General features: G+C 57.0%; 18 protein-coding genes. 14 read left to right on the forward strand and 4 right to left on the reverse strand.

The features are described 5' to 3' along the window. A complete protein-coding gene (gene mscM, locus BN1117_RS13280; protein ID WP_040098089.1) occupies positions 1-3,282 on the reverse strand; it encodes a miniconductance mechanosensitive channel MscM in 3,282 nt (1,093 codons plus the stop codon). Between the two features lie 160 nt (positions 3,283-3,442). Between mscM and BN1117_RS13285 the strand changes: the two genes are divergently transcribed. Further along, positions 3,443-4,780, forward strand: coding sequence for an MATE family efflux transporter (locus tag BN1117_RS13285; RefSeq protein WP_040098090.1), 1,338 nt, complete (start codon positions 3,443-3,445; stop codon positions 4,778-4,780). A gap of 75 nt (positions 4,781-4,855) precedes the next feature. Here BN1117_RS13285 and BN1117_RS13290 read toward each other — a convergent pair whose 3' ends face one another. Beyond that, entirely contained in the window at positions 4,856-5,677 is an 822-nt protein-coding gene (locus BN1117_RS13290; protein WP_040098092.1) for a peptidoglycan DD-metalloendopeptidase family protein, read from the reverse strand. A gap of 302 nt (positions 5,678-5,979) precedes the next feature. Between BN1117_RS13290 and BN1117_RS13295 the strand changes: the two genes are divergently transcribed. Beyond that, positions 5,980-6,762: a BPSS1780 family membrane protein gene (locus BN1117_RS13295; RefSeq protein ID WP_040098093.1), complete on the forward strand. Its 783-nt coding sequence runs from the start codon at positions 5,980-5,982 to the stop codon at positions 6,760-6,762. A gap of 65 nt (positions 6,763-6,827) precedes the next feature. On the opposite strand, the gene BN1117_RS13300 is transcribed toward BN1117_RS13295, so the two are convergent. After that, positions 6,828-7,727 carry a LysR family transcriptional regulator gene (locus BN1117_RS13300; protein ID WP_040098095.1) on the reverse strand — a complete coding sequence of 300 codons (900 nt, stop codon included), beginning with the start codon at positions 7,725-7,727 and terminating at the stop codon, positions 6,828-6,830. A 127-nt stretch (positions 7,728-7,854) separates the two neighbouring features. Between BN1117_RS13300 and BN1117_RS13305 the strand changes: the two genes are divergently transcribed. From BN1117_RS13305 to oxyR, 4 genes are all read left to right on the forward strand, one after another. After that, the gene (locus BN1117_RS13305) at positions 7,855-8,715 is read left to right on the forward strand and encodes a Vmh family MBL fold metallo-hydrolase (protein ID WP_040098154.1); all 861 of its coding nucleotides are present in this window, start codon (positions 7,855-7,857) and stop codon (positions 8,713-8,715) included. 75 nt (positions 8,716-8,790) lie between these two features. Beyond that, positions 8,791-9,435 carry a DsbA family protein gene (locus tag BN1117_RS13310; RefSeq protein ID WP_052441520.1) on the forward strand — a complete coding sequence of 215 codons (645 nt, stop codon included), beginning with the start codon at positions 8,791-8,793 and terminating at the stop codon, positions 9,433-9,435. A 176-nt stretch (positions 9,436-9,611) separates the two neighbouring features. Continuing rightward, complete coding sequence (locus tag BN1117_RS13315; RefSeq protein WP_040098096.1) at positions 9,612-11,249, forward strand: methyl-accepting chemotaxis protein; 1,638 nt, start codon at positions 9,612-9,614, stop codon at positions 11,247-11,249. A gap of 158 nt (positions 11,250-11,407) precedes the next feature. Further along, positions 11,408-12,307 carry a DNA-binding transcriptional regulator OxyR gene (oxyR, locus tag BN1117_RS13320; RefSeq protein ID WP_040098098.1) on the forward strand — a complete coding sequence of 300 codons (900 nt, stop codon included), beginning with the start codon at positions 11,408-11,410 and terminating at the stop codon, positions 12,305-12,307. Between the two features lie 48 nt (positions 12,308-12,355). Here oxyR and BN1117_RS13325 read toward each other — a convergent pair whose 3' ends face one another. Next, the gene (locus BN1117_RS13325) at positions 12,356-14,800 is read right to left on the reverse strand and encodes a penicillin-binding protein 1A (RefSeq protein WP_040098100.1); all 2,445 of its coding nucleotides are present in this window, start codon (positions 14,798-14,800) and stop codon (positions 12,356-12,358) included. Between the two features lie 298 nt (positions 14,801-15,098). Between BN1117_RS13325 and tapM the strand changes: the two genes are divergently transcribed. From tapM to BN1117_RS13365, 8 genes are all read left to right on the forward strand, one after another. Beyond that, entirely contained in the window at positions 15,099-16,160 is a 1,062-nt protein-coding gene (tapM, locus tag BN1117_RS13330; protein ID WP_040098102.1) for a PilM family type IVa pilus assembly protein TapM, read from the forward strand. Then, positions 16,148-16,726, forward strand: a complete 579-nt coding sequence (tapN, locus tag BN1117_RS13335; RefSeq protein WP_040098103.1) for a PilN family type IV pilus biogenesis protein TapN — start codon at positions 16,148-16,150, stop codon at positions 16,724-16,726. Before tapM ends, tapN begins: the two co-directional genes overlap by 13 nt. Further along, positions 16,723-17,322, forward strand: coding sequence for a PilO family type IV pilus biogenesis protein TapO (gene tapO, locus BN1117_RS13340; protein ID WP_040098105.1), 600 nt, complete (start codon positions 16,723-16,725; stop codon positions 17,320-17,322). Before tapN ends, tapO begins: the two co-directional genes overlap by 4 nt. Continuing rightward, on the forward strand, positions 17,319-17,852 hold the full coding sequence (locus BN1117_RS13345; protein ID WP_040098107.1) for a pilus assembly protein PilP: 534 nt from the start codon (positions 17,319-17,321) through the stop codon (positions 17,850-17,852). The genes tapO and BN1117_RS13345 overlap by 4 nt, the downstream gene beginning before the upstream one ends. A gap of 16 nt (positions 17,853-17,868) precedes the next feature. Then, positions 17,869-20,103, forward strand: a complete 2,235-nt coding sequence (locus BN1117_RS13350) for a type IV pilus secretin PilQ (protein ID WP_040098109.1) — start codon at positions 17,869-17,871, stop codon at positions 20,101-20,103. A 191-nt stretch (positions 20,104-20,294) separates the two neighbouring features. Next, a complete protein-coding gene (gene aroK / locus BN1117_RS13355; protein WP_005335014.1) occupies positions 20,295-20,813 on the forward strand; it encodes a shikimate kinase AroK in 519 nt (172 codons plus the stop codon). Between the two features lie 14 nt (positions 20,814-20,827). Next, positions 20,828-21,910, forward strand: a complete 1,083-nt coding sequence (gene aroB, locus BN1117_RS13360; RefSeq protein WP_040098111.1) for a 3-dehydroquinate synthase — start codon at positions 20,828-20,830, stop codon at positions 21,908-21,910. After that, positions 21,900-23,483, forward strand: coding sequence for an SPOR domain-containing protein (locus BN1117_RS13365; protein WP_040098113.1), 1,584 nt, complete (start codon positions 21,900-21,902; stop codon positions 23,481-23,483). The genes aroB and BN1117_RS13365 overlap by 11 nt, the downstream gene beginning before the upstream one ends. Positions 23,484-23,498 lie beyond the last annotated feature (15 nt).

Below are 23,498 nucleotides of genomic sequence, written 5' to 3' on the forward strand. Positions count from 1 at the left end.
TCAGCCGCGGCTCAGGTGAATGTCGATCTGTTGATGGGGCAGGGGAAGTCCCTGCTGCTGCATCTTCTCCAGCACCAGCGAGTGAACCTCGTGAGTGATGGGCATCCGGTGATCCATGTTGTTGACGTAGAGGCGGATCTCGTAGATCAGTGCTGAGTCGGTGAATTCGATCAGGAAGACCTCTGGCGTCGGCGTCTCCAATACCAGGGTCGATGCCTGGATGGACTCCTCCAAAATGCGCTGCACCAGTTTCGGATCCCGGGTCAGGCCGATCCGGATCCGCAGTTTGACCCGGGTGATGGCATCGGAGAGCGACCAGTTGATGAACTGCTCGGTGATGAAGGCCTTGTTGGGCACGATGATCTCCTTGCGATCCCAATCCACTATGGTGGTGGCCCGAGTCTTGATCTTGGTGACGGTGCCGGTGAGATCGCGGATGGTGACGGTGTCACCGAGTCGGATCGGCTTCTCAAACAGGATGATGAGGCCGGAGACAAAGTTGGCGAAGATCTCCTGCAGGCCAAAGCCGAGGCCGACCGAGAGGGCTGCGACCAGCCACTGGGTCTTGGACCAGTCGATGCCGAGCATGGAGAAGCCGGTGAGGGCGCCTATCAGGATCACCAGATACTTGCCTGTGGTGGCGAGTGCAAAGCCGGTGCCAGGAGAGAGGCTCAGGTGCTGCAGCAGGGTCAGCTCCATCAGCCCGGGCAGGTTGCGAGCCGTCACAATGGTCAGGATAAAGACGAAGGCGGTCAGCATCAGGTCCTGCAGGGTGATGGCCGATAACTGCTCGATGCCGCCAATTTTGCTGCTCACCTGCCACACCTCAATATTGCTGAGGAAGCTGAAGGCGGAGTTGAGATCCGACCACTGCACCACTACCAGCATGGTGAAGCCCAGCATTAGCAGGGTGCGTACCAGTCCCAGCGACTGGGCGCTGATGGTATCGAGATCTCGCTCGGTCTCTTCCACCACGTCGGGGATCTCCGAACTCAGCTCCTCCTGATTGTCGTCACGCTCACGCTGGGCCAGGATCTCGGCACGCTTGCTCTTGGCGCGCTCGAAGGCGAGACGGCGACGCTGGATCAGCATCCAGCGTCTGGCAAGATAGTAGATGAGCAGGCAGCCCAGTCCCATCAGCAGGCTCAGCTCCAGCTGGCGCAGCAGGGTACGGGAGGTATAAAAGTAGCCAAACAGGGAGCCAATCACTGCCAGCAGTGGCGCCAGCATCAGGCTGTTCCAGATGAAATGGTGCAGCAAATGGGGTTTGTTCATGTCGCTTTGGCCCCAGGTGAGCGGCAGTCGTTCCCGGTTGAGACGGGCAAAAAACAGCAGCAACCACAGAGCCCCGACAATAAAAGCGAGTCGCCCCAGTGTGTCGTAAAAGGCATGATCCTGATAACTGTTGGCCATTCCCTGAACGAAGAAACTCGGGATCAGCACCAACAGCAGGGTACGAAACTGCCCCCACACCTTTTGTACCTGTGCCTGGGGCCAGCGGAAGTGGTGGATCAAAATCCCCCGCTCCAGCGTCAGATGGCGGGCCATTAGCAGCGCCAGCAGCAGAAACCAGATCTCGCCAAGGCCGCGCGCCACCGCTACCGCAAACGGGTATTGCCAGGCCCCATCCAGCAAGCCGAACACCATCAGCACCATGGCGGGCAAGGGGAGGGCTGCAAGCAGAGAGCGCAGCAGCAAACGGCTGGTCAGGCTGAATTTATCTTGGGTCACCTTGCCGATACGCGGCGCTATGTAGTCGCTAAACAGGCTCAGGTGACGGGCCAGTTTGAACCAGCTCCACATCAGTACCAGCAGGCCAACGCTGGTCAGGGTGAGTGTGAGCGGACTATTTTCGGCGATGGCATAGGGCAGTTGCAGCCAGTTCTCAGGGTTGAAGGCCAGGGTTAGCGCGGCAGGAATACCAAGCATTACCTGAGGTGTGAGTGGTTGCACATCCGGTAGCCAAAACAGGTGACGTGCGCTGATATCGCGGATCTCGTCGATCTTGCTGTTCTGGCGACTGTAGAGAAGTTTGAGTCTGGTCTGCTCTTGTATCAGAGTATCGGAGGCGTCATTGAGCCTTGTCAGCAGCAGGCGACGAGCTTTGAGCAGGTTGTCGAGCACAGCTTGCTGCGGCCTATCCAGCGTCACCTCCTCTGCGGCCAGCAATTGATCGCGTAGCTTGTGGCTATCCTTGAGTCGAGCCTGTTCTGTTTCATACTGGTACTTGGCCATGCGGGCGCTGACGATGGCAGACTCGAGCTTGTCGAGGGGAAACTGGGGAGGGAGGTCGGAGAGTTTGCTGCGCAGGTTTTCGCCGTAGGCATTACTGATTTGCAGCCACTCCAACTGCTCACGCACCGAGTTGACCAGTTCATTCAACTCCAATAACTTGTTGTCGACGCTGCGCTGCTCGTCCTGAACCCGCTCAATCTGATCCTCCAAGGTGCCAAGCTTGATGGAGAGTGCCTGATTCTGTTGTTGCTGCTCCAGCAGCAGCGGCATGTCGGTGGTGAGCTGCTTGCGCAGACGTTCGCTCTCCTTCAGTGCTTTTTCGGTCTTCTCTCTTCGTAGTTGGTTCTGTTGGGTCAGCAGGCTGGCTTGCCACTCATCCTCGTCGGCGATGGCCAGATTGAGCTCCTGCAGTTTCAGTTTGCCAAGGTCGTTTCGTTGCTGGGCAGAGAGCTGTTCCAGTTCCAGCATCTGGATCCGGTCTGAGAGACTCTGCTCCTTCATTCTGGTCAGCAGCAGTTGGGCTTCCTGCTGACGGTCTGACTCACCGCTGACGTTGAGACGGTCCAGCTGACTGCGAGTCTGCTGGAGCTGTTTGCGCAGGTCATCTACCCGCAGGTGATACTCCTGGCCCATGCTCTCCAACTGACTCAGGCTATCCATCACCCCCTGGCGCTCCTTGCGCAAATTAAGTTGGCGGTTGCTGCTAAGGCCAATGGCCTGACGCAGCGCCTCTTCCTTGAGTGTGGCCAGCGGGGGACGGGCGGCGGGTTGATAGTTGTGAAGGCGTTCTTTGAGACGTGCCGACTCCTTGGGGTAGTCGATCAGAACCTGCTGATAGGCTTTGCTCTGTTCCCGATAACGCTGTGCTTCTCTGGCAAATTGCAATGCCTGCTGATAGCTCTCCCGCAGCTTCTGGTTCTCCGGGGTATCGCTCTTTGGCACACTCTGCAACAGGGATTCAGCCTGGCCAATGGCATCGTCTGCGTGCACGGCGGGCGGCAACAAGAGAAGGGAGAGCAGCAAGAGGGCGAGCAGGCGTTGCAACATGAGGCTCGTTTCCGTTCAGAGCAGAAAAGGTGGCTCTAGCCTAAAGCAGGGCAGGGAGGCGGGTAAAGCTATCTATATTAATGATTCATAACATAAATAACAGGAAGTCATGCTGCCGCTTCGCTATTATCCCTAGTGTTTTTCCTGTATTGGACCCCATATGTCAGCCATTGATCTGGGCACAGCCCCACTATCTCGCCTTTTCTGGCGTTACGTAACCCCGACCGTGGCGGCCATGCTGGTCACCGGTATCTATGTCACCATCGATGGCATTTTTGTCGGTCATATCCTGGGGCAGGATGGTTTGGCCGGTCTGATGCTCGCCTATCCGATTTGTGCCGTGCTCTATGCGGTCGGCGCCTTGATCGGCATGGGGGCATCGGCTCTGGTCTCCTTCCATCTGGGACGTGGTGAGCAGCAGAAGGCCCGCCATATTGTCGGCAATGGGTTGGTAATGGTGTTGCTGGCCGCGGCGCTGCTTGCCTACGTCGGGATCCGTTACGGCGACACCATGCTGGCCTGGATGGGGGCCGAAGGGGAGATTTTCAGGGCTGGGCTCTCTTATCTGCACTGGTATGCCTGGCTCGGTGGCTTTGCCATTCTCTCGATGGCTTTTACTGCCCTGCTGCGCAACGATGGTCGGCCTGGCCTCACCACCTGGATCCTGGTCGGCGGTGGCCTGCTCAACGTCCTGCTCGACTATCTACTGATGGCGGTCATTCCCTGGGGACTGGCAGGCGCGGCCATTGCCACCATGCTCTCCCAGGCGGTGACCGGCGGACTCTGTCTGTGGCACTTTTTTACCCCGCGCAGCAAGCTGCGGATTGGTTGGGATACCTTGACGCCGAACTGGCGGCTGATGGGAGAGACGCTGCGCCTTGGAGTGTCGAGTTTTCTGATGTACCTCTACCTCTCGGTGGTGCTGGCATTGCATAATAAGGCACTGCTGGCAGTGGGATCCTCCCTGCATGTGGCTGCCTACGGGGTGATCAGTTATACCGAGGCCTTCTTCTATCTCATCTTCGAGGGGATCGCCATGGGCATTCAGCCCATTGCCAGCTTCAACGCGGGGGCGGGCAATTGGCACCGGGTATTGCGGGTACGTAATCTGGCGCTGACCGTGACGGTGGCCATCGCGCTGTGTGGCATGGTGCCGCTCTACCTCTGGCCAGAGGCGGCAGTCTATCTGTTTGCCGGCGACAACGCTGCCCTCTTGCCGGTGGCGACCCTCGGGATCTGGCTCTACTTCTGGGGGCTGCCGATGGAGGGGTTGCTGCTGGTGGGTGCCACCTATTTCCAGGCTATCAATCGGGCGCGCATCGCTTCCCTGCTCACCGGTGGCAAGCTGGTACTGATCGGCGGTTTCTTGTGGGGCTTCTCGACCCTGTGGGGTGTGCCCGGGGTCTGGCTGGCGTTGCCGACCTGCAGCTCGTTGCTGGTGCTGCTGATGTGGCGGGCGATGCGTCGGGAGTCAGGCGCTCATGCGCCGACCGGATAGAGGTAAAGCGGCGTGGATGACAGACCGCAGAGAGGCAGCCATGAGCTGCCTCTCTTGTTATCAGGCGCAGACGGTTCAGGGTTTGAAGGCGCCGATAAAGATGGCGGGATCGACCCGGGTGTCGTTGAGGCTGACGTTCCAGTGCATATGGGGGCTGGTGGCGCGGCCGGTCGAACCGACACGGCCGACGATGCCGCCACGCGGCAGGCTCTGACCGAGCTTCACATCGATCTTAGACATGTGGCAAAACATGCTGATAAGTCCCTGACCGTGGTCGACAAAGACGGTATTACCGTTGAAGAAGTAGTCGCCGATCAGGATCACCTTGCCAGCGGCGGGGGACTTGTTCGGGGTACCGGCGCCGACGGCGAAGTCGAGGCCGGAGTGGGGATTGCGCTCTTCGCCATTGAAGAAGCGACGCAGGCCAAACGGGCTGGAGAGGGGGCCGTTGACCGGCTTGTCGAACAGCAGGTTGCTTGGCTGGTTGGGGCTGAATGTCTGGTAAGCCTGGTTCTGCTCCGCCAGCTCGCGGTTGATACGAGTCATATCCTCGGCGAGCGGATTGACCTGACGGCTGTTCTTGAGGGTGATGTGTTGTTCGCGGTAGTGCTTGGGGGTGACGGTGAAGCCAAGCGTGCGGCCATCACCTGTGGTCAGCTGCTGGGCGCCGGGCGTGCTTTTCAGAGAGATGCCGACGATGGCGATCCACTGGTTGTTTTCGCGCACTACCAGCACGGGTTTGTCGTGATAGCGGGCCGTGGGGGCAGTGGGTGACGCGCCAAGAGGGATCACCGCAACGCCACCCGGCACCGGATGGTTGAGCAGGCGACTGATAAAACCCTCGGCCAGGGCTGACTGGCTGGCCAGTAACAACAACAGACAACAAACAACTCGCATAACGATACCATTCGATGTTAAAGCGCCCGGGATGGCGGGATGACAACCCCCTGTCCGGTATTCGTCGATCACTAAAGGGTGATCACGACATGCTGGCCATGACAGGCGCGGCTGGGGAAGGGGGCAGATTGTGCCTCGTTATAGTCGGTGCAGCCAGAGGCGGGGCGTGGCTGACGCCCCTTTTGTGCATCGCTGCGTCAGGTTTTATGTCGTGGTCGGGCCGCTTTGCCATTGAGTCGCCTCCGCCCTGGCTCTAGAATCGGCTTCCGGCACTGATGCTACCGACATTCCGAGGAGACGATATGAACGGATTACCCCCTTTGCGCACCACTCCGGCCCGGTATACGACAGGTCGTAGCTGGCTCTGGGTTCGCAGCGGGTTCGATATCTTCAACAAGGGGATGGGAGCAAGCGTTGCCATGGTGCTGGTCTGGTTTATGGTGGGCATGCTGCTGGAGAAACTGCCTGCGGGTGGCCTTATCTCCCAACTGCTCTATATGGTGTGGGGGGCGGGTTGGGTTGTAGTAGCCGCTCGGGGTTACCGGGGTGAGCCGCTGCAATTCACCGATCTCTTCGCCGGTTTTCGCCACAAGCTGACCCCGCTGATGCTCGGAGGGCTGCTGGTGTTGCTGTTGTTCAGCCTGGTGGGCCTCGTCTGCCTCGGCCTGCTCTCCATGTGGGGGCTGCTCCCGCTGCTGACTCAGGATCCGGCGACCTTGGTGGTCTCTACCAGCCAGTTGCAACAACTGCTGCTGGTGTTGCTGGTAGGGATGCTGCTCATCATTCCCGCGTTGATGGGAATCACTTTTGCGCCGGCGCTGATCTACCATCACGATATTGGCGTCTTGCAGGCGGTACGGCTGAGCTTCTTCGGCTGCTGGCGCAATATTTTTCCCTTCTTCTGGTGGGGACTGCTCTCCGCCATCTTGCTGCTGTTTGGTGCGGCGCTACTGCTGGTGGGGCTGCTGGTGGTGATCCCGGCGCTCAACTACTCCATCTATGTGGCTTATCGGGATATTTTCCTGGACGAGAGTGCGCAGCAGGAAGCTCCACCGCAGGTTGGTCCGTTTGGTTTTGAAGCTTGATCAACGGATGAACATGAAAAGGGGCCGGCAGCGGCCCCTTCTTTATGTTTGGGAGTGAGGAGTGTTCACTCCTGCCAGATGGGATCCGCCGCCATGCGGGCCAGCAAAAAATCGAGAAAACTGCGTAGCAGCGGCGACATCTGCTTGCGGGTAGCATAGACCCCGTAGACGCCGAGCCGCTTGGGCTGCCAGTCGGTCAGAAGGGGCACCAGTTCCCCGCGCTCTAGATAAGGCTGGGCCGAGTAGCGCGGCTGCAGGCTGATCCCGGCGCCTGCCAGCGTTGCCTCCAGCAGCAGGCTAGAGATGTTGGCACTCAGGTTGCCGCTGACTGGCACTGACTCGGGCCCATCCGGCCCATTGAACTCCCACAGGCTCTTGCCGAAGTAGGTGTAGGTGAGGCAGTTGTGCAGCGCCAAATCCTGCACCTTGCGCGGCATCGGATGACGGGCCAGATAGGCCGGGCTGGCACAGACTACCGAGTGGCAGGTGCCGAGACGGCGTGCCACCAGATTGGGGTCAAGGTCGTTGGTGATGCGCACCGCCAGATCGATCCGCTCCTCCACCAGATTGACGGTTCTGTCGAGCAGCAGAATGTCGATGGCCGTTCCCGGGTATTGCGCCAGATAGTCGTTGGCGGCGCCGACCAGTAGGGCTTCTGACAGGGAGTAGCTGCTGGTGATCCGCAGCTGCCCCTTGGGGGCGTCATCCCCTTTCACTGCGATCTGCTCCATCTCCTCGCCAAGCGCCAGCATGGCGCGGGCCCGGTTCAGTGCCTCCTCTCCTGGCCCTGTCAGGCTCAGACGACGGGTGGTGCGGTGCAGCAGGCGGGCGCCCATCCAGCTCTCCAGCTCGGCCAGATAGCGCGACACCATGGCGCGCGACATATCCAGTTTCTCTCCGGCGCTGCTTAGGCTCCCCTGCTCGACGACGCTGACAAAGACCCGCAATGCGGTCAGTCGATCCATCTATGGCTCTCTATATGTTCGATATATGCAACAGTGATGCGCTTTTTACGCTGTATTTGCAACTTAGGCGATCTAATACACTCTGTCCATCAAATGACCCCCCCGAATACTTAATGAGGAATAGATGATGAACAACACCCTGATCCGCAACCTGACTCTGGCAACCACCCTGTTGAGCGGAGCCGCACTGGCCGCTCCCCTGAGCGTGACCGTTTACAACCCTGGCGAGAAGGCGATCTTCCCGGCCTCCTCCTCACTGGTGACCGGTGACAAAGAGGCCATTCTGATCGATGCCCAGTTCGATGTGCAAAATGGCCAGGCGCTGGTCGACATGATCAAGCAGAGCGGCAAGAAACTGACCACTGTCTACATCAGTGCCGGTGATCCTGACTTTTACTTCGGTCTGGAGCCTGTCATGGCGGCGTTCCCGGATGTCAAAGTACTGGCCGACCAGCATGTGGTTGACCATATCAACAAGACCAAGGATGCCAAGCTGAAGTACTGGGGACCCATCCTGGGTGAGGGTGCACCGAAGAGTCTGACCGTACCGCAAGTGATGACTGCCAGCTACCTGACGCTGGATGGCGAAAAGATTGAAATCAAAGAGATGAACACCCCGAATGCCTACCTCTGGGCCCCTTCCATCAAGACCGCTTTTGGTGGTGTGCCGGTTTACCACGGGGTGCATGTCTGGATGGCCGACAGCCAGACCAAGGCGGCCCGCAGTAACTGGGTCAAGGCGCTGGATAACCTGCTGGCCCTGAAACCCGAGCGTGTGGTACCGGGCCACTTCCTGGGCACTGCTCCCAAAGGCACTGCTGCTGTGAGCTTTACCCGTGACTATGTAGAGCGTTTCGAACAGGAGCTGGCCAAGGCGAAAAATTCCGGTGAGTTGATTGAGGCTCTGAAGAAGGCCTATCCGACACTGCCGGTTGACGATGGTCTGGCCATCGGTGCCAAGGTCAATACCGGCGAGATGAAGTGGTAAGCCACTGAGCCTGCTTTCCCTGTGTTTTTTTACCGGGCCTAAGGGCCCGGTTTTTTATCCGAGATTGAAGTGAGAATGAAGATGAGCGAACAACAAACCACCCTCCATTATGTCTATGACCCGCTCTGTGGCTGGTGCTACGGTGCCGCCCCCCTGTTGCAGGCGGCAGCCACCATTGCTGGGCTCAAGATCGAGTTACATGCGGGCGGCCTCTGGCTGGGTAGCCGCCGTCAGCCGATGGGTGAGGCATTGCGTGATTACGTGCGCCCCCATGATCAGCGGATCGAAGCGCTGACCGGCCAGCATTTTGGTGAGCGTTACTTTAACGAACTGCTGCTGCGGGAAGAGTGTCTGCTGGACTCCGAGCCGCCGATCCGAGCGGTTTTGGCCGTCACAGCACTGGGCGACGATGGGCTGGCCATGTTGCACCGGATCCAGCAATCCCACTATCGGGACGGGATCTGGATTGGTGAACCGGCGTTGCTCGCCACGCTGGCGGCAGAGCAGGGGATTGCAGCCGAGGCATTTCAGCAAGCTTATCTGCAGGCCCCCTTGCTGCAACATCTGGCAGATAGCCAGGGCTGGCTGAAACGGCTGGGTGGTCAGGGTTATCCTACTTTGGGTATAGAGCGAGAGGGGAAACTCGAAAGGATAGAGGTCAACCAGTATCTGGGAGAGCCGGAGTTGCTGATCCCACGACTGTTGCGTGCAATAGGGTAAATTGTTAATAGTCTGCGGTTGTTAAAGTGGCCCTCTCTGCGTGTCGATAGCGATATATGGTGCTTATGCAAGCTACAAAAGCACAGCTCTACGGCTATGCTCAATTACAAAAACATGAACACATAGCTCCTATCAAAACCGACATTAAACGATGACACGCAGTTAAGGATGAATCTATGCTCCAGAATATGTCCATAGGCCAGAAGTTGAGTACTGGCTTTGCGGTGCTGGCACTTTGCGTATGCCTGCTTGCCGGGTATGGCGTCTCACGACTGTCGTATCTCAATCAACAAAACACTGTATTGGCAGAGAACCTTATCCCTTCTGTTCGCTATGCAAGTCAGATGCATATCGCACTGCTTGATGCTCGGCGTTTCCAATTATCTATGGTGATCGCGATGGGCTACAACGACAGTGCGGATATTGAACGAACCCAACAAGGTGTGATGGATTCAAAGGCACGTTTTGAGCAGGCTGCGGCTAATTACGGCGGATTGGCTTTTAATGCTGCTGATGAAGAGCAAACCTTTAACGCGTTGAAGACTGCCGGAAATGCCTTTTTTACAGCGCATGACCCGCTATATCAGGCGGTGAAACAGAGTAGTGACAAGACAAGAGAGATTTTGCAAGGGAATCTCAGAACCACGCTGGAGCAGGCAACAAAATTAACGATGGATTTGCGTGAGATAAATGAGCGTATTGGCAAGGAGATGGATGCCCAAGGTGAAGAGGCATACACCAGCTCCAAATTCCTCAGTATCTTGACTGGCGCAGCGACTCTCATTTTCGTGGTGTTGATTGCATGGTATTTGAGTCAGCAAATCAAACGACCCGTTAATCGCTTGCTGGAACTTGTTGGTAGCGTCGCGGCTGGTGATTTGACTCATCGTGTGGAGTTGAATGCGTTTAATCAGGATGAATTAGGACAACTGGCGAAAGGCTTTGCGCAGATGCAAGAAAACTTGCGCAAACTGGTTGGGGAGGTATCCGGTTCTGTTGTACAGATGAGCTCTGCGGTAGAAGAGATCAGTGCCGTAGCAAGGCAGTCAGCCAACAATATGAATGCTCAGCAACATGAGCTGAACCAGCTGGCGACGGCGATGAACGAGATGCAGGCCACGGTTCAGGAGGTCTCGCGCAATACCAGCGATGCCGCCAGTGCCGCTACCTCCGCCAGCGAGACGGCAGAGCTGGGTGCACAAACGGTGAATGACTCTATCCAGCGTATCGAGCGGGTTGCCGGTGCCATTGAGAGCACCGCCGAGGTGATCCGCCAACTGGGGGATGACAGCCGCAATATCGGCATGGTGCTGGAGGTGATCCGCGGTATTGCCGAACAGACCAACCTGCTGGCATTGAACGCGGCGATTGAAGCGGCCCGTGCCGGCGAGCAGGGGCGGGGGTTTGCGGTGGTCGCCGATGAGGTGCGTACTCTGGCCAAGCGCACTCAAGACTCGACGACCCAGATCAACACCATTATTGCCGAGTTGCAGCAGCGTGCCGAGCAAGCGGGCAGTACCATGCAACAGAGTCAGGAGTTGATGAATACCACGGTTGCTACCGCACGGGAAGCGGGCGAGTCCATCTCCCAGATCAGCGGTTCGGTCAGCAGCATCTCCCACATGAACATCCAGATTGCAACCGCCACCGAAGAGCAGGGGGCGGTGAGTGAGGAGCTTAACCGCAATGTGGTCAATATCAGCAACGCTTCCGAAGAGGTCGCTTCTGGTGCCACCCAGATGGCTCAGGCGTGCAACGAGCTGAACCATCTGGCTACCCAGTTGCAGGATATGGTGCGCCGTTTCAGGGTGTAATCCCTCGGCGAGTCAAACAGCCCGATTACCGTGAGGTGATCGGGCTTTTTTTGTTTTTTGCGGTGTAGCCAGAGAGGTTTACCGCGAGCGGATGACTTGTCCAGCCGGACGATATTGTGCATGCTGATGGCCCATTTTCCAGGCAGGACTCTTGCTGTATGAATCTTCGCGATCTCGAATATCTGGTGGCGCTGGATGAGGAAAAACATTTTCGCAAAGCTGCTGAACGCTGCTTTGTCAGTCAACCCACCCTGAGCGGCCAGCTGCGCAAGCTGGAGGATGAACTCGGGGTCATTTTGATCGAACGTACCTCGCGCAAGGTGCTGTTTACGCCGGCTGGTGATGCCATGGCCCATCAGGCGCGTCGGGTGCTCAAGGAGGTGCGCGAACTCAAGAGCATCGGCCAGCACTTCTCCGAGCCGATGTCCGGGGAGATCCATATCGGTTTTATTCCGACCGTGGGCCCCTACCTGTTGCCCCGCATTATCCAGACCCTGCGTGAGCGTTTTCCCCAGCTGGAGTTCTACCTCTATGAGGAGCAGACCCAAACTCTGCTCAAGCGGTTGGAAGAGGGGGATCTGGATTGCGTCATTCTGGCCGAGATGCCGGGGATGGAGGGGTTTGGTTCAATCCAGCTCTATCATGAGCCGATGTGGTTGGCGGTGCCTTGCCATCACCCCGAAGCAGAGGCCAGACAAGTGCCACTCGGCAATCTCAAGGGCAAGAAATTGCTGATGCTGGCCGATGGCCACTGTTTGCGGGATCAGGCGATGGGCTTCTGTTTCGCTGGCGGGATAGGTGAGGATCAACGCTTCAAGGGGACCAGTCTCGAGACCCTGCGCAACATGGTGGCCGCCGGTAGTGGTATGACTCTGGTGCCAAAGTTGGCCGTACCTGCCGATCATGATGAAGGAGGGGTGAGCTATCGACCTGTGGTTGACCCTGTGCCGGGGCGTACCATCTCGCTGCTCTATCGCCACTACTCGGTACGTCGCCCCTGTTTCAACGAGCTGGCCGCCTCGATTACCACGCTGATGAGCAAGCAGTTGGCGCAATAAAAAACCGGCAGCCTTGGCTGCCGGATTTGCTTCTGCCGCAAGAGCAGCTTAGAAGATATCGTCGGTTGAGACAGGCCCTTCCACATCGGGGTTGTCACCACCGTAGACCTGATTGCCATTGGCGCTGGGGGCGGCGTAGCGGGTCGGCTCGGTCCCTTCCTTGAAGTATTCATCGGTACCGCCACTGGTCGCCAGCAGGCCGGTTTCGCTGTCAATCTTCACCGTCATAATCCCCTCGGGAACCGGCATCTTGTGCTCCGGCATCCCCTTGAGGGCGACTTTCATAAAGTCGATCCAGATAGGCTGCGCGGCGCCACCACCAAACTCGGCACGGCCAAGGCCACGCTGGTGGTTGTCAAAACCGATCCAGGAGGTAGCAACAATCTCCGGGGTATAGCCAGAGAACCAGGCATCCCGCGATTCGTTGGTGGTACCGGTTTTACCGGAGATGTCGTGACGTTTCAGGTCGCGGGCTGCACGCCAGCCGGTACCACGCCAGCCGTTGCCACCCCAGATGGCTGTGCTCAGGGTGTCGGTGATCAGGAACGCACTCTGGGCACTGATGGTGTGCGGTGCCAAAGGAGGAGTAACCGGTACACCATCAGTATTCAGTGAAGAGGTTAGCGGTTGGTCACCTTGCTGCTCGCAACGGGTGCAAGCAATAGCCGGTGTCGCCTGATAAAGGATGCTCTCCTGACTATCTGTCACTTTGTCGATGAAATAAGGGGTGACCAGGAAGCCACCGTTGGCCAGTACCGAATAACCACGTACCACCTCGAGGGGGGTGAATTCGGCAGCGCCGAGTGCCAGTGACTCATGGGGAGAGATGAAGTCGCGGGGGAAGCCAAAGTGGGTCAGGCCGTCGATATAGGTCTCCAGACCGATGGCACGCATCAGTCGAACCGACATCACGTTCTTCGATTTGGCCAGACCCAGGCGCAGCGGAGTAGGGCCATCATAAACGGCTGGGGAGTTTTTTGGCTGCCACATCGGGCCTTTTGACGGATCCCACTGGTTGATCGGTGCATCGTTTATGAGCGACGCCAGGGTATAGCCATGCTCCAGCGCGGTGGCATAGAGGAAAGGTTTGATATTGGAGCCAATTTGGCGCCGAGCCTGTTCTACCCGATTGAACTTGGAAAGCTCGAAGCTGAAGCCGCCAACCACCGCCTCCAATGCGCCATTATGCGGGTTCATGGCAACCAATGCGGCGTTAACATCAGGAACCTGGGCTAGTAGCAGCACTTCTCCCTCTTCCCGTACCCAGATCTGGGCGCCCACTTTCAGCACATCGCGCGCCGATTTCGGGGGATAGCTTTGACGGTCATCGGTAATAAATGAACGAGCCCATTTGATGCCGTCCCAGCCAAGCTCTGCTTCTTTACCATTTTTCAGCACCAGCGTTGCGCTGCGGTCACCGAGTTTGGTGACCACGGCAGCCATCAGCGGGTCATAGGTGGGTTGTTTGCCGAGGTGAGCCACGATCTGTTGGTAATCCCAACTGGTTTCACCTGCTTTCCATAACTGTTCGGTCGGGCCGCGATAGCCGTGGCGCATGTCATAGGCAAAAACGCCATCCAGCAGTGCCTGTCTTGCCGCCCGTTGGCGCTCGGCAGAGACGGTAGTGTAGACGTGCAGGCCCATGGTGTAGGCATCTTCCCCAAACTGTTCGACCATCTTCTGGCGAACCATTTCTCCCAGATAGGGGGCGTGCAGGGTCACTTCGGCGCCGTGAAAACGGGCCTTGATCGGCATCTTGGACGCTTCGTCAAACTGGGCCTGGGTGATCTTGCCGGTTTCCAGCATCCGGCCCAGCACCACGTTGCGGCGCGCAAAGGCCCGCTCGGGAGAGCGGATCGGATTGAGCATGGAGGGGGCTTTCGGCAGACCGGCAATAATGGCGATCTCGTCCAGTCCCAGATCCTTGACCTCTTTACCAAAGTAAACCTGAGCCGCAGCACCGATCCCGAAGGAGCGATAACCGAGGGGGATCTTGTTGAGGTACAGCTCGAGGATCTCGTCTTTTGAGAGATTCTGCTCGATCCGCCAAGCCAGGAAGACCTCCTTGATCTTGCGGATGATGGTCTTCTCATTGCTCAGGAAGAAGTTACGGGCAACCTGTTGGGTGATGGTACTGGCACCCTGACGGGCATGGCCGGAGACAGCCCAGACAGATGCAGCTCGAATGATACCAATCGGGTCAATGCCCGGGTGCTCGTAGAAACGAGCATCTTCGGTTGCCAATACGGCATCGATCATGGGTTGCGGAATGTCGTCCAGACGCAACGGAATACGACGAATTTCGCCATATTGGGCGATCAACTCGCCATCCCGGCTATAAACCCGCATCGGGGTTGCCAGCTTGACATCACGCAGAGCGGTGACATCGGGCAGTTGCGGTTTGATATAAAAGTAGATGCCGATGAGGCTGGCGACACCCAGCACAGCACCCAGCAGCATGACAATAAACAGGCGAACAAGCCATTTCAGCATGGAAGAACTACCAATCGTCTTAAAATTAGCCAACGGGCGCAGAGTATAGCCCTTTTGCCATCGGGAATTCGAGGTTTTCCTGTGGTGAGACACCTACCTCAAAGGATGCGAGAGGGTAGCATTACAGCAAGCAATAACCAAGGAGGGCGCTTGCTATGAATAAAGCGAGGTGGGTCACTTTTCGGTATAAACTTTATGACATTGATAGTTAGAGCATTTAGGATGGGCGCAACACTCCCCTGATGCGGGTGTCTTACACTCAGCCAGGAATAACTCCAAATAACGCATGGATGTGTATATGTTTGGGCTATTTAATAAGGGATCCCTCCTCCCCTTGGTGGGTATTGATTTCGGCAGCCAGACCATCAAAGCCGTCACTCTCAGCGGTCGCCCCGGTAAGCTATATCTGGAGTCGGTCGCTGATGTTCCAACTCCGAAAGGGACGCTGGTCGATTATCAATTGCAGGATATCGAGCGTGTCAGCCAATCGCTCAAGACCCTCAAGCGCCTTATACCTGGTCACAGCGATTATGGTGCCACTGCAGTGACTGGCTCCAATGTGATCACCAAGGTGATCCAGATCGATGCTCGTCTCGGTGATAAGGAGTTGGAGAATCAGGTCCAACTGGAAGCCGAACAGATCATTCCCTTCCCCCTCGATGAAGTGAGTCTCGATTTTGAGGTGCTTGACACCAACGGCAGCGAAGATCGTCAGGATGTGCTGCTGAGTGCTGCCCGCACCGAGAGTGTCAACGGTCGGGTCAGCGCTCTTGCCGAAGCAGGCATTGCTGTCAAGGTGGTGGATGTGGGCGCCCATGCGCTGGGTCGTGCCGTGGTGGCCTGCCTCCCTGAATTGCAGGAGAGTGAACGGCCGATCGGAGTGATCGATATCGGCGCCAGTGCGATGACCTTTGCGGCGCTGGTCAAGGGAGAGGTGATCTACTCCCGCCTGCAGAACTTCGGTGGCGATCAGTACAGCCAGGCCCTCTCCTCCTTTTATGGCATGACGCTGGATGAAGCGGAGCAAGCGAAAATCAAAGGTACCTTGCCTGTAGACCATGAGCTGGATGTGCTGATGCCCCATATCAACTCGTTGCTGCAGCAAGTGCGGCGCAATATCCAGCTGTTTTGCAGTTCATCCGGCTATCGCGACATCGCAACACTGGTGCTGACGGGGGGAGGCAGTTTGCTGCCCGGTTTGTTGGTACAGGTAAAAGAAGAGGTCAATTGCGAGGTATTGCACCCGGATCTGTTCGCCCTGTTTGGCAAACCGAAAGGGGAGGCCGATCTGGTGCATGGCGCTAAATATATGACGGCATTCGGGTTGGCTCTGAGGAGTTTCACACCATGTCAAATATAAACCTGCTGCCCTGGCGTGAAGCCCGGGCCCAGCGCCAAAAGAAACAGTTCGGGGCCTTGCTGGGGTTGTTTGTGCTGGCTACAGCCGCCTTGGGATTTTTTGCCAACTGGCTGGTCGAGCGACAGATCGCGGCCCAACAGCAGCGCAACCAGCGGCTGGTTCAGGAGATGACCATTCTGGATGCCCAGCTAGGGGAGATCCGGTTGCTCAAGGAGCGTCGCAAGGAGCTGATCGATAGGATGCAGCTCATCGAACAGTTACAGATGCGCCGCAACGTGCCGGTGCGTCTCTTCAACCAACTCCCCTTGCTGGTACCCAACGGGGTTTACCTCAATACCCTTTCGATGAAAAACAACACTATTGATGTCAATGGCAAGACAGAAGCCTATGGCCGAGTGGCTAGCATGATGCGGCGAATTGATGGTTCCGGCTGGTTGGGACAATCAAAAATCAGCACTATTTTTGCTGCTGATGTTGCGCCAGTGTCATTGAGCCAGTTTTCCATGATGTTCCTGATCGCCAACAATGCTGCGGCTGCAGGGAATGTGGCCAAGGAGCAACCATGAACCTTCAGCAACTCAACGAGCTGGATATCAATGACATAGTAAATTGGCCAAAGTGGGCCAAAGGGATCTTCGTTCTGTTTTGCTGTGTGTTGACCGGGGGGGCCATCTACTACTACGTGATTGCCAACTCCCTGGCCAGTTTGACTCAGGAAGCGGGGAAGGAGACCGAGCTGAAAGCCCAGTTTGAAAGCAAGGCGATGCTGGCTGCCAACCTGGGCGCATACCAGGTGCAGATGGTTCAGCTTGAACAACTGGTCGATACCCAGCTCAAACAGTTGCCCAATACCCACGAAGTTGCTGGCCTGCTGGACGACATCAGCTTTATTGCGACCGATAACGGCCTCAAATTGAACCGAATCAACTGGGAGCCTGAGGTCAAGCACGAGTTCTCGACCGAGCTACCGATGCGTATCGAAGTAGTGGGTACTTACCATGAAATTGGCAAGTTCACCGCGGACATGGCTGCCTTGCCCCGTATCGTCATCCTTGACTCCTTCACCTTGGGCCAGAGCAAGGATGCAGGGGAGCTGATTTCGATGTCGATGCTGGCCAAGACCTACAAGTACAACGGTAAAACAGTGGAGTCGAAACAATGAGACGTATCTACTGGTTTTTACCGGCCCTGCTGCTGACGGCGTGTGGTGGTCAGGAGGACATGGATAGCTATGTCGCCCAGACCAAGGCAAGGCCCCCTATACCTATCGAACCCTTGCCCGAGCTGAAACCTTTTGCTCCCATGCACTACCAGCAGCGGGAGCTGCGCAGCCCCTTCATGATTCCCCAACCTGAGGCGGTGGTCGGGGGTACCAGTAGTGCCAAGGCGCAACCAGATTGCGCCCAGACCCTGACGGATCGAGAAAAAGAGGTGTTGGAAAATTATTCGTTGTCCAGTTTGTCGATGCATGGCTCATTGGGCAAAGCGGGCCAGCTGTGGGCGCTGATCCGAACCCCGGATGGCAAAGCGGTGCGGGTCGGGCTCAATCAGTATATGGGGCTTGATCAGGGGCGGGTCATCAAGATCACCGATACTACGGTGAATCTGCTGGAAACCATACCGGACGGGAAGGGATGCTGGGTAACAAGAGAAACCCAGTTGGCGATGGCCAATTTGAAAGAAAAACAATAATCAGGGACGAACAGCAATGAGAACAACAATCGAAAGTGTAACCAAAGTGGCTTTGCTGTTTTGCGTTAGCGCCTTCAGTCAGGCGTGGGCAGTGGCTACCCTGCAAGAGATCAAGGTCAATCCGCAGCTTGCGGATCAATTGCTGGTCGAGCTCAGCTTCAGTGAGCCGGTTACAGGCTTTACCGACCGTCTCTCTTACCAACCCAATCAGCTGTTGTTGCATGTTCCCGGTGCGGTTGGGGCGCTTAAAGTGAACCCGCTGCCGATCAAGCGTCAGGGGGTCGATAATATCAAGGTTGAAGGAAAGGGCGCAGGTCTCGATATCCGGATCGCCCTCGATCAGCTGGCGCCCTATCAGGTGCAACAACAGGGGAATAAATTACTGGTGTCATTGGGTGAGGGGGTATCATCCGGGCTCATCAATAGTGAGAGCACCCTGACTGCACCCGCAACCTCGGCCACTCCTGTGCCAGCGCCCTCTGCGATGGTGGCTACATCCTCTCCCTCTGCTCTGCTCAATCCTCAGGTCGTTGCCCGGTCGATGCCTGTTGCCCCCGTGACTATGCCGGTAGCCACACAGCCTGCCAGCAAACCGGTGCTCAACGACTATCAGCGCAGTGGGGGCGGCGCTTATTTTAACTCGGTGACGGGGGTGGATTTTCGTCGTGGCAAGGATGGTCAGGGTGAGTTTCTGATCTCGTTGGATAACAGCTCGGCCGCTGTGGATGTGAGCAGTCGTGGCCAGACCGTACTGGCTAAATTTCATGGCACTCGGGTGCCGGATGGCTTGCTTAATCTGATTAATGTGCAGGATTTTGCGACGCCGGTTTCACAGGTTGAAGTCTCTCGGCAGGGGAGTGATACCCTGTTTGAACTGTCAGTCAATGGTCAGTTTGATTACCGTTACGATCAGGCCGATAAGCTGTTCATTATCGAAGTGAAAAAACGGACTACAGCCAGCGCATCCAAGCAGTATCAGGGCAAGCCCATCTCATTGAACTTCCAGGATATTCCGGTTCGTACAGTGTTGCAGTTGATCGCCGATTTCAACAACCTCAACCTGGTCACCACAGATTCGGTGGCAGGCAATATTACCCTGCGTCTGGATGGGGTGCCGTGGGAGCAGGCGCTCGACATTATTTTGAAAGTACGTGGGCTGGACAAACGGCTGGACCACAACATTCTGTTGGTGGCGCCAGCAGAGGAGATAGCAACACGCGAGAGACAACAGCTGGAGAGCCGCAATCAGGTCGCCGATTTGGCTCCGCTCCATACCGAGTATCTGCAGATCAACTATGCCAAGGCCTCGGAAGTGGCGGCCCTGCTCTCTTCTGAAAGTACCAAGTTGCTGTCACCCCGTGGTGCGGTGAGTGTGGATGAGCGCACCAACGTGCTGGTGGTAAAGGATACGGCGGAGGTGATCAGCAGCATCAAACGGATGCTGGATATTCTCGATATTCCGGTCAAGCAGGTGGTGATCGAGGCACGGATGGTGACCATTGACGACGGCTTTGATGAAGCGCTCGGGGTGCGTTGGGGGGTGACCAAGAATGATGGTCATGGCAACAGTACTTCAGGCTCTATTGAAGGGAATGACACCTCTGGCAATAACAACGGCAGTTCTGCGATAAATCCCAGTCCTCGGCCATCAACTGACAATCGGCTGAACGTCAACCTGCCGGTGACCGGAGCGGCCGGAACCTTGGCATTCCAGGTTGCAAGATTAGCTAATGGCACCCTGCTGGATCTCGAGCTCTCTGCGCTGGAGCGTGAGAACAAGGCGGAAATTATCGCAAGTCCCCGGGTGACTACTGCCAACCAGAAACCGGCTCTGATTGAGCAGGGTACCGAGATCCCCTATGTGGAGTCCTCTTCCAGTGGCGCCACCTCGGTCACCTTCAAGAAGGCGGTACTGAGCCTGAAAGTCACGCCGCAGATCACCCCTGATAATCGGGTAATTCTCGATCTGACCGTCACTCAGGATACCAAGGGGGAGACGGTCGATACGCCTACTGGCCCGGCAGTATCCATTAATGCCCAATCCATCACCACTCAGGTGCTGGTCAATAATGGCGAGACCCTGGTGCTGGGTGGTATCTATCAGCAGACTATCAAGACGGATGTCACCAAGGTGCCCCTGTTGGGTGATATCCCCGGATTGGGGGCTTTGTTCCGCAAGACGGCCAATGAGAACAAAAAGCGGGAGTTGCTGATTTTCGTGACCCCCAAGATAGTCACCGACGCCTTCTGAATGCTTTACATGTGAGGGTAAAACACATATAACCTTACGCCCCAATGAGGCTGGGGCGTAAGGGCTGCGGTTGCCAGTCCCGATATCTATTGAGATAATCCCCCTCCTGATCCATCGTAAGATAAGGTTCATAGGTACCCCGATCCAGTATTCATCGGGGTCGTACAGTTTGTAATTACTAACGAAAAGACATGGCTGAGAAACGCAATATTTTCCTGATAGGTCCCATGGGTGCGGGCAAGAGCACCATAGGTAGACATCTGGCAGAACAACTGCATATGGAGTTTTTCGACTCAGATCATGAGATTGAGCGCCGCAGTGGTGCTGATATCGGCTGGGTGTTCGATGTTGAAGGCGAAGAAGGTTTCCGGATTCGCGAAGAGAAGGTGATCGGCGAATTGTCAGAGCAGCAGGGTATCGTGCTGGCGACGGGTGGCGGTGCCATCAAGAGTCGCGAAACCCGCAACAAGTTGTCTGCTCGTGGCATCGTGGTCTACCTCGAAACCACTATTGAAAAGCAGCTGGCGCGCACACAGCGAGACAAACGCCGCCCTCTGCTACAGACCGAAGAACCGGCACGTGAAGTGCTGGAACGTCTGGCACAAGAGCGCAATGCCCTGTATGAAGAGGTGGCCGACTTTGTTGTGCATACCGATGACCAGAGCGCAAAAATCGTTGCCAATCAAATTGTAAAGCTGATCGGTATGTAATCTAGAGGACGTCCATGGAACGGTTGAAGGTCGAACTGGGTGAACGCAGCTATCCCATCGAGATAGCTGCCGGGTTGTTGCAGCGCCCCGAGGCGCTGGTATCGACCATCAAGGGCAAGCGGGTGATGATAGTGACCAACACGGTCGTTGCGCCGCTCTATCTTGCACGGGTAACCGCTCTGCTGTCGGGTTTTCAGGTTGAACACCTGATCCTGCCTGACGGAGAGGCATACAAGAACCTGGCGACCTTTGAGCAGATCATGTCTGCTCTGCTTGAGACCAACCATGGCCGTGATACGACACTGATCGCGCTGGGGGGCGGCGTGATCGGAGATCTGGTGGGCTTTGCGGCAGCAAGCTATCAACGTGGCATTCCTTTTATCCAGATCCCGACCACCCTGCTCTCCCAGGTTGACTCCTCTGTCGGCGGTAAAACCGCTGTCAACCACCCCCTCGGCAAGAACATGATTGGGGCTTTTTATCAGCCCAAACAGGTTGTTATCGATACCGAATGTCTGAGAACCCTGCCTGCCCGCGAATTTGCCGCAGGGATGGCCGAGGTGATCAAGTACGGCATCATTTGGGATGCTGATTTCTTCAGCTGGCTGGAGCAGAACATGGTGCGTCTGCAACAGCTGGAACCTGCCGCGCTGGCCTACGCCATCAAACGCTGCTGCGAGATAAAAGCCGATGTGGTCGGTCAGGATGAGACCGAGCACGGCGTCCGTGCGCTGCTCAATCTGGGTCACACCTTTGGTCATGCCATCGAGGCCGAGCAGGGGTATGGCAACTGGCTGCACGGTGAAGCGGTATCCGCTGGCACCATGCTGGCGGCCACAACTGCGCAGGCCCGTGGCGATATGAGCGAAGCGGACGTTGCGCGCGTGCGCGCCCTGCTGCTGGCCGCCAATCTGCCCATTCATGCGCCTGCCGAGATGGATTTTGCCGCCTTTATTCGCCATATGCGCCGTGACAAGAAGGTGCTGGAAGGCAAGCTGCGTCTGGTATTGCCGGTTGGCATCGGCCATGCGCAAGTGGTGGGGGATGTGTCCGATGCCGAGTTGCTGGCGGTGATCGAGTCTGGTCGTGACGAATAAACTGTTAAAATTTCCTTCCCAGCGGCAGCTGGTTGACCGGCTGCTGCATCTGATTGAATTCAATCATCCTTTTGTTTTTCTCTCCGGTAAACCCGGTAGTGGTCGTGGCACCCTGTGCGAATCCCTGCTCGGCGTGTTGCCGGAAAAAGTGCGGGTGGTGAGCCTGATTGGTACGCCTGCCATGAAGATGGTGGATGTGCGCCAGCTGTTGCTGCCCCAGGTGGTGGCGCGGCCGCTGTTCAACCCCCAGGATGCGCTGGCGGAGAGCTTCTTTCGCATGCTGGAGGGGAGCAAGCCTGTCACCCTGCTACTGCTGATTGAGCGTGCCGACCAGTTGCCGGCCGACCTGCTGGGAGAGCTGTGGGCGATCATCCGTCATAACGATACTCTGGTGGCGCCCCACCAGCTGGCCATTATCGTCTCTGGCAGTGACGTCTGGTGTCGCACGCAACGACCGCAGCTGAAAGGCAGAGCCATGCCAGCCCTTGAGCTGGAAGTGCCGCCACTGAGCCCACCCGAGCAGCGCATCTTCTTGTATGAAAAAGCCAAAGCGCTCAAGATCCCCGCGGCCCTCTTGCCCAAGTCGCAAGTGGAGGTGATCCTGAATACGGCAAACGGACATCCGTCCACCATCATGCAGTTACTGGAGGATATCATGACCGACAGAAGGCCCAAGAAGCGTCAGGCGGAGTTGCCTGTCAAGAAGATTGCTACTGCCATCGCCCTGGTCGCTGGCGGCCTGCTGGCGCTGAGCTACCTGCTGCCTGCGCTGTTTGACAATGAAAGCAAACCGGCACTGCAGGATCCGGCGCAGAATATGGCATTGCCGATCCCGGTTGCGGGAGGCGATCCCCTCACCGCAGGCAGTTCGAATACTGATGCCGCTGCACAAGGCGCGCAAAACAGCGATGCAGCCAGCAACCCCAACGGGGTGGTGAAGGATTGGCAGCCGGAAGCGAAAGTGCTGCCCAAATCGGTGGAGAGCGAAACAGTGACCACCGAGTCCACCAATTACGAGGGGCGTCGGGTGGTGATCTCTGACGAGGTGGTGCAAAAGCTGATGACCGAGCCCAAAGTCAGTGGTGCCTTGCCGACTGACGTGGTGGATGAGCTGACTGGCAAGAGCCGGAACAGCGCCACCACCAGTGGCACTGTCGCGGCCACGGCACCTGCCAATACGGCCAGGGCGCAGAGCCCGGTAACCACCACAGCCCCGGTGGCTACTGCCGTCAACACCGCCAGCAGTGAGTCGGTTGTTGCGCCTGCCCCCAAGGTTGCCCTGACTCCGCTCGCCACCTTGAACCAGAAGCCGCGTAACCACTACAGCGTTCAGCTGTTGGGCGCAAGCAACACCAAGGCGGTGGATCAGTTTGTTGCCGAGCATGGTCTGGCGGGCAAGGTATGGGTCTATCAGACCAAGTTCCGTGGCAGCCCCTGGTATGTAGTGCTGCAAGGGGATTATGCCAGCTCGGCCCAAGCCAAGAACGCGATTCGTAAACTCTCTCCCGAGCTGCTGAAAGGTCAGCCATGGCCCAAGTCGTTTGCGCAGGTACAAAAAGAGCTGAAGCAATAGCCTTGATACCGGATA

Source organism: Aeromonas australiensis (assembly GCF_000819725.1).
Taxonomy (GTDB): domain Bacteria; phylum Pseudomonadota; class Gammaproteobacteria; order Enterobacterales; family Aeromonadaceae; genus Aeromonas; species Aeromonas australiensis.